General features: G+C 45.9%; 11 protein-coding genes. 9 read left to right on the top strand and 2 right to left on the bottom strand.

Features of this window, described 5'->3' with window-relative positions:
• Positions 1-13: 13 nt before the first annotated feature.
• The 5 genes from BN1691_RS06495 (at position 14) to BN1691_RS06475 (ending at position 6,613) form a co-directional block, all read left to right on the top strand.
• A complete protein-coding gene (locus tag BN1691_RS06495) occupies positions 14-1,969 on the top strand; it encodes a helicase-related protein (protein WP_048601419.1) in 1,956 nt (651 codons plus the stop codon).
• Complete coding sequence (locus BN1691_RS06490) at positions 1,966-2,814, top strand: ComF family protein (RefSeq protein ID WP_048601418.1); 849 nt, start codon at positions 1,966-1,968, stop codon at positions 2,812-2,814. The genes BN1691_RS06495 and BN1691_RS06490 overlap by 4 nt, the downstream gene beginning before the upstream one ends.
• 93 nt (positions 2,815-2,907) lie before the next feature.
• The gene (locus tag BN1691_RS06485; RefSeq protein WP_048601667.1) at positions 2,908-3,639 is read left to right on the top strand and encodes an ABC transporter ATP-binding protein; all 732 of its coding nucleotides are present in this window, start codon (positions 2,908-2,910) and stop codon (positions 3,637-3,639) included.
• Entirely contained in the window at positions 3,602-6,100 is a 2,499-nt protein-coding gene (locus BN1691_RS06480; protein WP_048601417.1) for an ABC transporter permease, read from the top strand. Before BN1691_RS06485 ends, BN1691_RS06480 begins: the two co-directional genes overlap by 38 nt.
• A gap of 27 nt (positions 6,101-6,127) precedes the next feature.
• A complete protein-coding gene (locus BN1691_RS06475) occupies positions 6,128-6,613 on the top strand; it encodes a PadR family transcriptional regulator (RefSeq protein WP_048601416.1) in 486 nt (161 codons plus the stop codon).
• Between the two features lie 108 nt (positions 6,614-6,721).
• Here the strand turns inward: BN1691_RS06475 and cydB are convergent, their stop codons facing one another.
• Positions 6,722-7,747 (bottom strand): cytochrome d ubiquinol oxidase subunit II, encoded by a 1,026-nt coding sequence (gene cydB / locus BN1691_RS06470; protein ID WP_048601415.1) that lies wholly within the window; start codon positions 7,745-7,747, stop codon positions 6,722-6,724.
• Positions 7,748-7,751: 4 nt separating this feature from the next.
• Positions 7,752-9,134 (bottom strand): cytochrome ubiquinol oxidase subunit I, encoded by a 1,383-nt coding sequence (locus tag BN1691_RS06465; protein WP_082147039.1) that lies wholly within the window; start codon positions 9,132-9,134, stop codon positions 7,752-7,754.
• Positions 9,135-9,404: 270 nt separating this feature from the next.
• Here BN1691_RS06465 and BN1691_RS06460 point away from each other — a divergent pair, with 270 nt between their 5' ends.
• From BN1691_RS06460 to BN1691_RS06445, 4 genes are all read left to right on the top strand, one after another.
• On the top strand, positions 9,405-10,406 hold the full coding sequence (locus BN1691_RS06460) for a sensor histidine kinase (RefSeq protein WP_048601414.1): 1,002 nt from the start codon (positions 9,405-9,407) through the stop codon (positions 10,404-10,406).
• Positions 10,407-10,467: 61 nt separating this feature from the next.
• On the top strand, positions 10,468-11,097 hold the full coding sequence (locus BN1691_RS06455; protein WP_048601413.1) for a response regulator transcription factor: 630 nt from the start codon (positions 10,468-10,470) through the stop codon (positions 11,095-11,097).
• A 64-nt stretch (positions 11,098-11,161) separates the two neighbouring features.
• Positions 11,162-13,291 (top strand): putative bifunctional diguanylate cyclase/phosphodiesterase, encoded by a 2,130-nt coding sequence (locus tag BN1691_RS06450; RefSeq protein ID WP_048601412.1) that lies wholly within the window; start codon positions 11,162-11,164, stop codon positions 13,289-13,291.
• 54 nt (positions 13,292-13,345) lie between these two features.
• A complete protein-coding gene (locus BN1691_RS06445; RefSeq protein ID WP_048601411.1) occupies positions 13,346-14,341 on the top strand; it encodes a lipoate--protein ligase in 996 nt (331 codons plus the stop codon).
• The last annotated feature ends 116 nt before the right edge of the window (positions 14,342-14,457 follow it).

Raw genomic sequence — 14,457 nt, 5'->3', positions numbered from 1 at the left:
AAGAGAGGAGTGTATGTTAAAGCACATGGATCAAACCTCATTCTTTTTGGAGGCGGGGCGCCGCTTGCAAAAGGTGAAGGTGGTCTATCATACTGAACACAGAATCTATCGTTATCTCTTTGAAAAAGATCAGCAGTTACTTCTCACCGCCAACCCTTCTTCTCCTTGGGTGCTCATAAGCCCATCACTTCCTTTTCCCCATGCAGTACGAGAAAGAAAGCGCTTAGAAGCTTTAGATTTAGAAGCCTTAGAAGCAAAGACTTTGGCCCCTCTAATTACCTGCAGTGTTTTAGGGGATCTCACCCCTTCTTCTCAGCCTGTTATGTCCCCCTATTCCACCATCTCTTCTATAATTACAGGTCGACAGCTCCGACTCGAGGAACTCTGGAAGGCCTATGGACAGTTAAGCCTTCAGAATTCTCTTCTCCCTCAGGAGCATCACATTCGTCACTTTTTTCACTTGCTCCACCAATTGCATTGGAACAATGATGTGGAATGGTTACCAGGAACTGCGCTAGACCATCATGGAAAACCTGCCTGTTCTCGTTGTGGCGCTCGAGAAGGAGAGGAGCTTAAGCAAGTACCCTGCCAGCTTTGTGAAGCGGCTGGACAAACCTGCTATGCTTGTTCTTCCTGCTCTAGTCTTGGACAAATTCGTAGTTGTTCATTAATCATTCGAGGAATGCCTGAATCCTTCCAACCACTTCATCTAGCTGCGCTCAATCCGATATTCCCCAATCACCCCACATTCCATCCATCATCGAATCTACCATCTACCTCTATCAGCCATCAGCGATCTATTCACGGATCTCCTCATCACGCTGGTATCGAAATCCTCAATTTGACACCAGCACAGCAAGAAGCAGCGAACCAAGTTGTGGCTACGCTCCAACAGCACCACGTACAAGCAGGGAAAAGTGAAGAGCAAGGGAAGCGTAATTCAGCAGGCGATTCTTTTTGGCCACATCTGTTACTCTGGGCTGTCTGTGGAGCAGGGAAGACGGAGATGCTGTTGCCTGCCATCGCCTGGGCATTAGAGCAGGGGTTGCGAGTTGCCATTACTACACCACGTAAGGATGTGGTATTAGAACTGCTTCCTCGCTTCCAGCAGTACTTTCCCTATACAGAGATGGTAGCCCTCTATGGAGGCCATCAGAGCTGGGAGCGTCCGGCTTTGATCATCTGTACCACCCATCAGCTTCTCCGCTTTCACCATGCCTTCCATCTCCTAATCCTCGATGAGATGGACGCCTTCCCCTATCATCATTCACCATTACTTCCCCGCGCTGTACAGCGTGCCCTTCACCCACAAGGATTCTTCCTAGCTTTAACCGCCACACCAGCCCGTGCAGAACAGCGGGCAAGTCTCCGTGGTCAATTACCAACAGTAACGATCCCAGTTCGTTTTCATCATCATCCTTTACCAGTTCCCCGTCTCTGTCGCCACTCTCCCCGTGCTCGCAGATTACCACAGCGCTTTCAGAAATTATTGCGATGGTTTGAGGAGCGCTGGCAGAAGGTGATGGATGGGATGGGGGATGATATGGGAGATAGTAGCGTGCTTCCTTCTCTTTTTCTCTTCGTACCTCGAAAAAGGGAAATTGGTCAACTACAGGCCTATTTTCAGCAGCACACATCACTCTCCATGGAGAGTACGCATGCAGATGATCCAGAACGGATCCAGAAGGTCGAGGCGTTCCGTCGTAAGGAGTTCCCGATTTTGCTCTGTACCAGCATTCTAGAGCGTGGCGTTACCATTTCCAACTCCCATGTTGTGGTCTGGGAAGCAGATGCTGCGATCTGGGATGAAGCGGCGTTGGTTCAGATGGCAGGTCGAGCGGGGCGGAATGCCCAATATCCAACTGGCCATATTTTGTTTGTCGTGACACAGCCAACGCTAGCAGTTCGTCATGCCATTGCACATATTCGGAGAATGAATCGCTTAGCGAAGAAAGGTGGTTATTTATGAGATCATCGACTGTATATCTTCGTCCCATCTCATGTCTCGCCTGTGGACAGCAATATCGTCCAGGGGCAATCGAGTGGCAAATGGGGGAATTGGCCATCTGCCATACTTGTTGGCAGGGCTTAGGCTGGCTCCAAGGTCCTTCTTGTGTTCATTGTGGACGTGCCATGGAGGGTGATCTCTCCTCTGCACGCTGTGGTGATTGTGCTGTAAGAAGAGGCAGTGTTCTTCATGGGCAACGTAGCCTCCTCACCTATAATCCGCTAAATCGCCAACTTCTTTATCGCTACAAGTATTGGGGGGAGGTGCAATTATACACATTTTTTGGTCAACTGATGGTACTTGGATTTAAACGGTATTATGACGCCTCAGTTAAGGGCAAGAGCTGGTCGCTGTGGAAGGGCTGGAGCAGGGTTTTTGCCAAGGAAGCCACACGTCCATCCATTCAACTTCTAACCTATGTGCCACTGCACGAGAGTCGTCTCTATGAGCGGGGCTTTAATCAAGTGGAGTTACTGGGAAGAATCCTGTCCAAACAGCTGAATCTACCGATGGTCACCCTCCTTCAGCGGGTTAAGGCAACGGTAAAACAGAGCAAGCAGGGGAGAGGAGGGCGTATTCAGAGTTTAGATGGAGCATTCGCACCATTGCCTTTGCCAACTCAGTTACTGATGGGAATTGAACCTGATCAACCTTGTCAGCTATTGCTACTCGATGATCTCTATACCACAGGATCAACGTTGGAGCATTGTGCGCAAGTGCTACAAGCAAGCTATCCTCAGTGGCAGATTTATGGGTTGACATTGATCAGAGCAGGGGGTCAGTCCCCCATTAAGTTAATGCGTTAAAGCAATGGGGGACTGACCCCCTAATATTGACAATTGAAGAAAAATATATATACTCAATATATATACTGAGTATATATGGAAGGTGTGAAGCTTGTGATTAAAGCAACAGGCTTGAAGAAGAGCTATCGTAATGGCAATCAGCGTTACGATGCGCTGAAGGGAATTGATCTCTCCATTTCCCGAGGTGAATTTGTCGCCATTATGGGTCCAAGTGGTTCAGGAAAGAGTACATTGCTCCATCTCCTCGGTGGGCTTGATCTTCCTACAGGTGGAGAGCTGTTAATCAATGGCACTGAGCTAAGCAATCTCTCGGAGAAGAAGCGCTGCCTCTTTCGCCGTAATACCATTGGCTTTGTCTTTCAAAACTATCAGTTGATCCCTGCCATGACTGTAGCAGAGAATATCGCCCTACCTATGCAAGCAGCAGGAAAGAGCAAGGAAGAAATACATGAGCGTGTTCAAGTGCTCGTCGAAGCAGTAGGCTTGCTGGGAAAAGAGCATGCCTTTCCCTCCCAATTGAGTGGCGGCCAGCAGCAACGGGTTGCTGTGGCCCGTGCTCTAGTGATGCAACCGCCCTTGGTTTTAGCTGATGAGCCAACTGGTAATCTGGATCGCAAAAGGGGGAGCGAGATTCTAACCTTACTCTCTCAGCTCCATACTAGAGAGGGTCTTACTATCGTGATGGTGACCCATGATTTATACGCTGCAAGTTTTGCAGAACGTGCTATTCTCTTAAAGGATGGAGCGATTGAGGTAGATGTGAATCAACGGGAGGAGGCGGAAGGGGATGTCATGGCAGATTTCTTGGCGAAACTTCATGCATAAAAAATGGCGGACCTTTCTTACGCTCATTGCCATCGTCATGGGTGTTGCCATGATGATGATGGTGTTGACGACGGTGGCGACCACCCAGCATATCACTGACCTACAGTTAAAGCTTTTCTATGGGAATGCGGATATCCTCGTGGAAGGGCGAGATCAGTTGCTCTCAGAAGCATGGGAAGAGAAGATCCGTGCTACAGCTGGATTGACAGAAATGGTGAAGGTCCTGCATCGGCAGGAGGTGATCCAGTGGTCAGAATCGCAGGAGATTCCTTGGGAGAAACGGCGAATTCGTCTCACTGGCTTGGACCAGCTCGATGGTTCCATGAGCAATCTGCATCCTTTAGCAGGTGATCTGCATGGGGAAGGCATCATCATTTCTCAGAAGGCAGCGGCACTCTGGCAGGTGAAGAGTGGTGATCCTATCCGCTTACAGATCGAAGGACGAGCGGTGGATACCCGTATCACAGCCATTGTTGCAGATACACCTCTTCTCGATGGCGGAAAGAAAAGAGTGGATGACGATCGGGGAGAATGGCGTGCTGTGGTGGCGCTCTCAACTTTGCAAGCGTGGCATGGCTTACAGGGCGAAATTCAGGAGTTTCGGATCCAATTGAATGAGGGTGTAGATCAGGAGAGCTATCTCACAGCTCTTCGTCAGCAGTTGGATTCTGAGCAGATTCATCTCTATCCATTGGTGCTGGATCAGCGGGGAACTAATCCCTTAGATTCACTTTATTTGATGTTTTATCTTGTGGGAGCTTTAGCCCTACTGTTAAGCGGTTTTATTCTGTTTAATGCACTCTACGTAACGATCTGGGAACGACGTAAAGAGTTTGCTGTAATGAAAACCTTAGGATTGACACCAGCACAGATCGGGCAGATGGTGCTACGTGAAGTACTGATGTTGGCAAGCTGTGGCACCTTCATTGGAGTCATCCTCGGTATTTGGATGGCTGGTGGAATGCAAACTCTCTTATTTGGTGCCTTCGATGCAAATCTGGAGTATCAGCTTCAGTTCAAGTGGGCCCTGCCAGTTACAATCCTTCTCGGGTTCATCATTCCCTTATTAGCAGCAGCCATCCCGGTAAAGAAGGCGAGTGGGGTGAACATTATTGCTGTGTTGAAGCCAGGAATGGGAGAACAAGCTACCCCCTTACCCTGGTGGCGACTCGTACTGGGTGTTATCCTATTAGGTGGAGGCTTCCTTCATCATCCCATTGCTTACCTTTCATTATTGGTTAGTCTGTTCCTCCTCTATCCCTATTTCCTTCAACTGTTACAAGGCTTCCTAGCATGGTGGAATCAGAAGCTCTGGGGCTATCCAGGTGAGGTGGCAAATACAGCATTGAAGCGTCAGATCACCCGTACTAGTAATACAGCGGTGATCCTCTCCTATGGTGTGGCTGTGCTCCTCTTGGTTTCCTCGCTCTTTCAGATGATGGAGGAAATGGTGGATGAAGAGGTTCGAACAACATTTGGTGGACAGCTCCAGGTTCGGATGGAGCAGCCCCTGGATGACCAGGGCTTACAGCTCATTGCAAGCACATCAGGTGTGAAGGACGTTACGAAAATGTGGGAGACCCAAGTTCAGTGGGAGAGGGAGGGAACAGGTGAGCGAAGGCAGTTTAAAGTGGTTGGAGTTGATCCAGCTTGGCTGGAGAAAAATCCGCTCTATCGTCTACAGGAGAATGGTGATACTGCGCGGCAACAAAGGACCGCCTTTCAAAATGGCGAAGGTGTATTGCTCGGCTCCTATGCTTTTGGGGAATGGGGAGGTGCAGTGGGTGAAGTAATCTCTTTCGATACACCCAATGGTGAAGTATCTCTCCCGGTGCTAGGTGTTGTAGATACCCTCCATGATAATGGATATGTGGCTTTTTACTCTGGACCCCATTTTTCATCTACCTTGGGAAGCGCCAAGGCTTATCGAGCATTGGTAAGTATCGACGAGAGCCAGTCTACTGTAGCCATTAAGAAAAACCTATTTCAAAGGCTTGGAACGGATGTAAACCGTATCATCAGTGTGGAGGAGCAGGTAGAACGCGCCCAGGATACACTTCCAGGAGTGCGAGGGCTCTTTCAAGGACTCTTATTCTTCACCATCTTCATTGCTGGGATCGGGATTGTGAACACCTTGTTCGTCAATGTATTAGAGCGAACAAGAGAGTTAGGCGTGATGCGTGCCATCGCCTTTACCCGTGGTCAAATCTATCGTGTAATTCTCGCAGAAGGGTTTATGATTGGTAGCTGTGGGGCATGGTTAGGAGTCGGTCTCGGTCTACTTTTCATCAATGTAAATCGAGCTATGCTTAGTACCTCGATGACGATTCCCTACTCAGTTCCACTAATGGTACTCGTTGTGGCAATACTTTTCTCGATGCTGGTAGGTTTGCTGGCAGCATTGTTACCTGCAAGGCGTGCAGTTAAGATGGAACTCCATTCTGCGCTTCGCTATGAATAGCTATAAGTACAAAAGGAGATTGATTTCATGAGCGTTCGTCATTCCATTCTCACCTTGTTATATAGCCGACCTCGACATGGGTACGATATCAAAATCTCCTTCGATGAGATGGTACATCATCAATGGAATCTCAATGTGGGTCAGATCTATACCACGCTGGATCGTTTGGTCCGTGATGGTCTTGTTGAACCACTAAATGCTGAACATGGAGAGAAGAAGGAATACCAGATTACACAGCAGGGAAGAGAGGAGCTCTATCAATGGTTAATTGGTCCGGTAGAGCGTTCTCTTTTAAAAGATGAATTCTACTTTAAGCTATTATGTGCGAAGCAGATCCAATTCCATCAGGAGGAGGAGATGATCCGCCGGCAGAAGGAAATGATTCTAAGGAATATGCTACAGATGCGAGCATTACGGACGCAGTTGGATCCAGTGGAGGATCATGCGATGATCCTCCTTGTGGAAGGGGCAATTCTGCATTTAGAGGCGGATTTGAAGTGGTTGGAATTGTAAAGGGCACATCCATTCGGATGTGCCCTTTTTAGATGGGATGGGGGTCAGACCCCCGCCGCTTTAACGCATTAACTTAGTGGGGGTCTGACCCCCACTTATCACTTATTATTAATGATATCCCTTAGCTTCGTCTTTATCGATCTTTTTCCGGAAGAGCCAGTGTGCCCAGGTTTGATAAGCGATGACGATTGGTACAAAGATTAGTGCAACAATGAACATGATCTGCAGATTCTTTGCACTACCACGTGCATCAAAGAGGTTGACACTGTATTGTGGATCGATAGTTGGTAGCATGTTTGGGAACATCCCGATGAAACCAGTGGCCATAAGCATCAGGAAGGAGAGTGCTGTGAAAATCCAAGCCCAGCCGAATTTCCCCTTACTAGCAAAAGGCTTAACAAGTACGAGCAGTACCAGTGTTAATACTGGGAATACCCAGAGAACAGGATAATCTGCAAACTTATCAAGTAATGGTGTACGATTGTTCGTTGCCACAAAGAAGATGGCTAATACTGCAACAGAGATGACCCAGAAATAGGTGATGAGTCGTTTAGCTCGCTCTGCCACAGGACCTGAGTTCTTGAGGGATACCCAGAGGGAACCGGACAGAAGGGATAGGGCGACAAAGAGTACGCCACCTAATAATCCGTAGGGATGCAAAAGGGAGAGTAAGGTTCCTTCGTATCCATTTTCAGTTACTTGTAGTCCATAGTAGAGATTGGCAAAGGCTACCCCAAAGAGTAATGGAATTAAGAAACTACTGATGTTGTAAGCCCATTTCCAAGAGGCTTGCCATTTTGGATTATCATCCTTATGCATAAACTCTAAGCCAGTTGCCCGGAAGAACAGGGCAAACAAGATTAACATCAGTGGTGTATAAAGCCAACTAAACATATTGGCATAGGTGATAGGGAAAGCGGCAAAGGTAGCACCACCAGCGGTAATCAACCAAACCTCATTCCCACCCCAGAAAGGTCCGACGGTCTCTTGTAATTGGTTCCGCTCTTGTCGGTCTTTTGCAATGAAGGAGAAGAGCATTCCCGTTCCAGATGTATAGGATTCAAGAATGAAGTATACGGCCCAAAGCACACCCCACAGAGCGAACCAGATAATAGCTAGTGTATCGTGGGACATTGGCTTAAACCTCCTTCGTACCTGCGGCAGTAACAGCAGGTTGTTGTGGGTCTACTGGATTTGGAGTTTGGAAGTGATCATCCATGTCAGGCCCTTGTTTAGCATATTTTTTCAATAGATAAACGTCAGCGATAATTAAGGTTGTATAGAAGACGATGAGGCCGATTAATGAGAACCAAACTTGTGAGGAAGCAATTGGTGATACTGCATCATTGGTCTTCATTAATCCATATACGATCCAAGGTTGACGTCCCATCTCAGCAACGATCCATCCTGCAGTTGTTGCAACATAAGGAAGAAGGATAGAATAGAGCATGATTTTCAGATAACGACGAGATACCAAGAGCTTTCCTTTGCGATAGAGATAATATCCAAACCAGGAAACAAGCAAGAAGAACGTACCTAAAGCAACCATGATGCGGAAGCTATAGAAAACAGGGAGAACAGGTGGACGTTCATCTTCTGGGATATCCTTCAGGCCGATTACTTCACCATTGAAAGAATTGGTATAAAGGAAGCTACCCATTTTTGGAATTGGTAAGGCTTCGATATTCCGTTCATTAGCTGGGTCTGGGAAGGAGATAATATGGAATGGCAAACCGCTTCCAGTCTCCCAAACAGCCTCTAATGCTGCCGCTTTAGCTGGTTGAACTTGTGCAACGAATGTACCATTCTTATGTCCGATCAATGGTGTTGCAGTAGTTGCAATCAAAGCCATGATTAAAGCGATACGGAAGGAGCGTTGGAAGAATTCTACATTTTGTTTACGGAGTAAGTGGTAAGCACTAATACCCATTACAAAGAAAGAGCCTACTACATAACAGGCGACGATGGTGTGGATTAACATATGCCATACATAAGGGTTCGATAGAATTTCACCGAAGCTATCTAATTCTGCACGACCATTGTTCAATACATATCCCATTGGGTTCTGCATAAAACCATTGGCTGTAATAATCCATAGGGCAGAAATATTGGTACCTAGGGCGACCATCCACATGGAGATGGCTCTCAATTTGGGTGAAATCTTATCCTTCCCGAAGATCCATACTCCGAGGAATGTTGATTCCAGGAAGAAGGCCAAAAGCGCTTCGATGGCTAGTGGTGAACCAAAGATATCCCCCATATACTTCGAGTACTCGGACCAGTTTGTTCCAAACTGGAATTCCATGGTGATACCCGTGACAACCCCCAAAACAAAGTTGATGGTGAAGAGTTTACCCCAGAAATCGGCCATCTTTCGGTATAGATGGTCACCAGTGCGAGCAAACTTGGTCTCCATGATTGCCACTAGGATGACAAGCCCGATTGTCAATGGGACAAACAGGAAGTGATAGGCGACAGTGATTCCGAATTGCCACCTACTGAGTAAAAGAATGTCGCTCATTGTTCAATAACCCTCCCTTAGTTAAGTTAGACTAGCTGTTATAATTTAAGTATAAGATTGCTACATTTCATATGATATAGGGTTTTTCCGCGGATGCACGTTCAATTTTGAAAGCGTTTGAATGATTTGTGACAAAAGGGTTTTCACTATAAAACCCCTATGAAGCTAACATCCCTAGCGCCAACGCTTTCCACGGTTTCTTCGTTAATGTTTGACATATTATTGAACATTGAATGTTTTGTGAAAGATCATCGTATAGGAGGTGAAAATATGGAATCACTACATTTTAAACAGATTGTTGAAGAGCTCCATGAGGGTATTGTTGTGGTAGATGAGAGACGTAAGGTTACCTATCTTAATGCTCAGGCCAAAAGCATGACAGGTTGGAATATTGGAGACTTTGTTCCATATTGTAGCTATTGTCAGCTTCGCAATTATTTCAATGGGGAAACACGCTGTCTACTAGCGCTTGAGGGACCATTACCCAACTTTACTGCCCATATGCCCAATTACCCAGGGGTAGATCGTAATTTTGAAATGAGTGTTAGCCGGATTTCAATTGAAAATGAATGGTACCATGTGTTAGTGATGCGTCCGGTGCCTTGGACTCCTGATTCGGAGGAAGCAAGGCTAAAACAACTACTTGTTCAAGAGACCATGCTTGCTCAGGAGGCAGAACGGAAGCGGTTAGCTCGTGAACTCCACGATCAGATTGGCCAAAGTGTCTACAGTCTCTATTTAGGCTTAGAAGGCATTAAACCTCATATTACCAATGAAGATTATCGGAAACATCTTAATAAAATGGTGACCATCATGGAACGCACTCTTCAGGATATCAAGCGACTAACCAAAGAACTTCGTCCCCAGTTGATCGATAATCTTGGTCTTGAGGATGCATTACGGGAGGCCGTGACAGATTGGGAACAGATGTATCAGGTCAAGATCGAATGCCACTATCAGATTCCTGACCATAAACGACTCAATTCTGAACAGGAGCTTCATCTCTTCCGCGTCATTCAGGAAGCCGTTCATAATGCAGTGCGCCATGGCAAGGCGAAGCAATTAAAAATCCGTGTAGAAGCGTATCAGAACCAAATTTTCTTTGAAATTATGGATAATGGTGAAGGATTTCACATGAAAGAGGAGCAACCAAAGGGCCTGGGGATTAAACATATGACAGAACGGATCCACATGCTAGATGGGGAGATTAAGTGGATTAGTCAACCTGGTGGTCCCACCCGAGTGGAAGGATTTATCCCATTAAATAAGTAGAGATTGAATTAAGTAAACTATCGGTATGGAGTAATGAACCTATATTTGAGGAGGAAAGTTTATGCGTGTCATGATTGTTGATGATCATGAAGTGGTTCGTGATGGGTTAGCACTATTGATGAAGGATGCATTTCCAGTAGATGGTTTTATGTTTGCTTCAGATGGGCGAGAAGCAGTTCAACAAGCGACCAACCATGAGGTGGATTTGGTTCTGCTTGATCTATCCATGCCTGAAGGAATGGATGGAATTCAGACACTGATCCAGTTGCGCAAGCTATTACCTAGTGCAAGGATTGTAATCTTCTCCATGTATGATGATATTGGTTATCAGAAGCGTGCTTATGAGTATGGAGCTGATGGCTATCTCGTGAAACGCATTAAGAGCGATGAACTGATTCAGTCTCTTGACCTGATTATGGCAGGTAATAAAGTCTTCGATCAGATGACGATTCAACATGGCCAAAATAGCTTGGACCGTACCTCATGGGATCTGCCCATTACACCTCGGGAACGGGAGGTCTTTATCCTCACTGTCATGGGCCATACTCAGAAGGAGATTGCGGATAAATTAAATATTGCTGTAAAAACGGTAGAGAATCATCGCCAAAACATCAGTAAGAAGCTAGGTAGTAAGAAGCGGAGTGATTGGCTAGAAATAGCCCAAAAGTACCATGTATTTGATATGAATTAAGCAGGAAGTTATAGTACAATAGAAACATTAAATCTGAGGAAAGTAGTGGAAGAGGAAGAAATCTATGAACAACCATGAGATGATTCTACAGGACTTTATCAAAGTGATCGATCATCTACCCTACAATTTTTTTCGTATACATCGCGATCCTGATGGATGCCTGTGGCTTCTCTATAATAAAGGCGGTTTAACTTGGGAGTTTGGACTCCCCACCAATCTGCCCCATAAGGTTCTGTTAAAGGATGTACTTCCTCCATCTTATTTTGCCCAAGCTGATGAGATGGTAAAACAGACCCTGCGCGGAGAAAATGTGGAATTTCATATTGAGCATCAAGGAAGGTTTTACTATCATGTGCTCACCAGTGTTGAGGAATCCAATATATCATCTGATGTGATTGGCATCGTTACAGAAGCCACGGAGTCTATCCAACTGGAAGAAAAGCTACGACAGCAGGAGTCCTTTTTTGATCTTTTTCTCTCGCAAAGCCTAGAGGGCTGTTTCTTCATGATGCTTGAGGATCCGGTGGATTGGCAGCATGCAGAGGATACAGAGGCGCTTTTGGATCATATTCTTGTTAATCAAAAACTGGTGAAAATTAATCAAGCCATGGCCAATCAGTATGGGACTACCATTGAAGAAATGCTGGGAAAAACACCTGCCCAGCTTTTTGCTGATCACCTTTCCTATGCAAGAAAGCTTTGGCGGGAGATGCTGGAGCAAGGTCGGACCCATATGATTACCCAGGAGCGTCGAATGGATGGCTCGATAATCTGGGTAGAAGGGGACTATATCTGCATCTATGATGAAGCTGGTCGCTTTCGTGGTCATATTGGCGTGCAACGAGATGTGACAGAGCATCGGATGCAGGAGGAGAAGCTGAGGTTTTTAGCGTACCACGATATGCTAACCGGACTCCCCAACATGCTCTCTCTAGAGAAGCAATTAACTGCAATCCTTAAACGTGCATTTGAACATCCAGAATTTCGTGTTGTTCTTGCCTACTTCGACATTGATCGCTTTAAGCTGATCAATGACAGCTTTGGTCATTTTATTGGGGATGAGCTGTTACAGAGTGTTGCTGAACGGATCGAGGTATGGCTTGAGGATGGTGAATGGTTGGCTCGTAAGGGTGGCGATGAGTTCTTTCTGCTTTTCACGGGACAGCAGGATAGTCACTATATTGAAGAACGGATTGCCTCGCTACAAACCTTATTACGCCAGCCATTTTATTTAGAAGAGCAGGAGTGCTATGTCTATATTAGTATCGGTTTTGCTTCCTATCCAGAGCATGGAACAACAGCCAATCAATTAGTACAGAATGCAGAAGCAGCCATGTATCGTGCCAAGTTTCAGGGTGGCAATATGGCGGTCTGCTATCAGCAAGGGATGAACCGTCAATCTCAGATTCGCTTAGAGACGGAGACAGATCTACGAAAGGCGATGGAGAGTAATCAATTTCAACTCTATTATCAGCCTCAAGTTGACATACAATCAGGCAAGATCATCGGTGCAGAAGCACTGATTCGTTGGATTCACCCCGAGAAGGGGATGATCCAGCCTCTGCAGTTTATTCCCATTGCAGAGGAGACGGGCTTAATCATTCCTGTCGGACGTTGGGTGCTTCATGAAGCATGTCGACAGAACAAAGCATGGCAAGAGGCTGGCTATCCTCCCATTAAGATCGGTGTTAATCTTTCCCTTCGTCAATTTCTTCAGCATGATCTCATGGAGATGGTGAGCCAGACATTGGAAGAGACCCAGCTCCAGCCAGAATATTTGGATATTGAGTTGACGGAGAGTATCAGCATGCAGGATCAGGAACTGGTTATCACCACCTTGCATCAGCTAGACCGCTTAGGGGTCAGGATCTCTATCGATGACTTTGGTACAGGCTACTCCTCTCTTAGCTACTTAAAGCTTTTCCCCATTGATTCCCTTAAGATTGATCGCTCATTTATTCAGGAGATCGATCTGAACACCAATGATTCCATCATTGCAGAAGCGATGATTGCGCTGGGGCATAGCCTAAAGCTCCAGGTGGTTGCAGAAGGTGTGGAAAATCAGACTCAGTTATGGTATCTTCAGGAAAAGGGCTGTGATCAGGTACAAGGCTATTACTATAGCAAACCCATACCAGCATCACAATTTGAAGAGCTTCTGAAGAAAGAAAATGAAAAAGCAATGCAAAGGTAACAGAAGAGGGAAAAGAACAGAAATAGGAATCGAGAATAGAGGGAGTGGGGAAGTGTGCGATTCATCGATAATGAACATGTGACAGATCCTCGGATCAATTTAGCAATTGAGGAGTATGCGTTAAAGCATCTGCCATTGGATGAAACCTATCTATTGTTTTATATCAATGAACCCTCCATCATCATTGGCAAGCATCAGAATACGGTAGAAGAGATCAATGATCGTTATGTAAAAGATCATGGCATTCATGTGGTACGTCGCCTCTCTGGAGGTGGTGCTGTTTATCATGATCTAGGTAATTTGAACTTTAGCTTTATTACCAGAGATGATGGCGAGAGTTTCCATAACTTCGCGAAGTTTACACAGCCTGTGACAGAAGCCTTACATCAGCTGGGAGTACCTGCTGAGCTAAGCGGCCGTAATGATATCCTTGTTGAAGGCAAAAAGATTTCAGGTAATGCACAATTCTTTACAGGCGGGCGCATGTTTAGCCACGGGACCCTGATGTTCAATACCAATTTGGATGATGTGGTACAAGCCCTCAAGGTAAAGGGGGATAAGATCGCCTCCAAAGGGATTAAATCGATTCGGAGCCGTGTGGCCAATATCTATGATTATTTGACAGAGCCCATGAGTATGGAGCAGTTTCGTCAGACCATTCTCAAATCCATCTTCCAGACGGATGATTTGAAAGCAATTCCGCGCTATCAGTTAGGGGATGAAGATTGGGAAAAGATCATGGCTATCTCACGGGAACGCTACCAAAAATGGGAGTGGAATTTCGGAGAATCGCCTGCTTTTAACGTGCAACATCGCCAACGCTTCCCCATCGGAGAGATCGATCTCCGCCTCCATGTGGAGGGGAACATGATTCAAACCTGTCGTATCTTTGGGGACTTCTTTGCCCAGAACGATATCAGTCAATTGGAAGAATTACTGGTGAACTGTCCCTTCGATCGGGAAGCGCTTGCCGCACGTCTCGTCAATGTAGATCTAGGCAGTTATTTTGGTAAGATCACCACCGAAGAGTTTCTAGATATGATATTTTAGTCACCTTGACCAAGGTGACTATTTTTTTACGGAAGAATCTTTTGTTTTAGAATTATCAAAAAATATTGACAATATGATTTGCTGCCATTAAGATCAAATCAGCAAATTATCTCCAA

Origin of the sequence: Rubeoparvulum massiliense, assembly GCF_001049895.1 — a bacterium.
Classification (GTDB): domain Bacteria; phylum Bacillota; class Bacilli; order Rubeoparvulales; family Rubeoparvulaceae; genus Rubeoparvulum; species Rubeoparvulum massiliense.
This window is presented reverse-complemented; position numbering and strand designations above follow the sequence as displayed.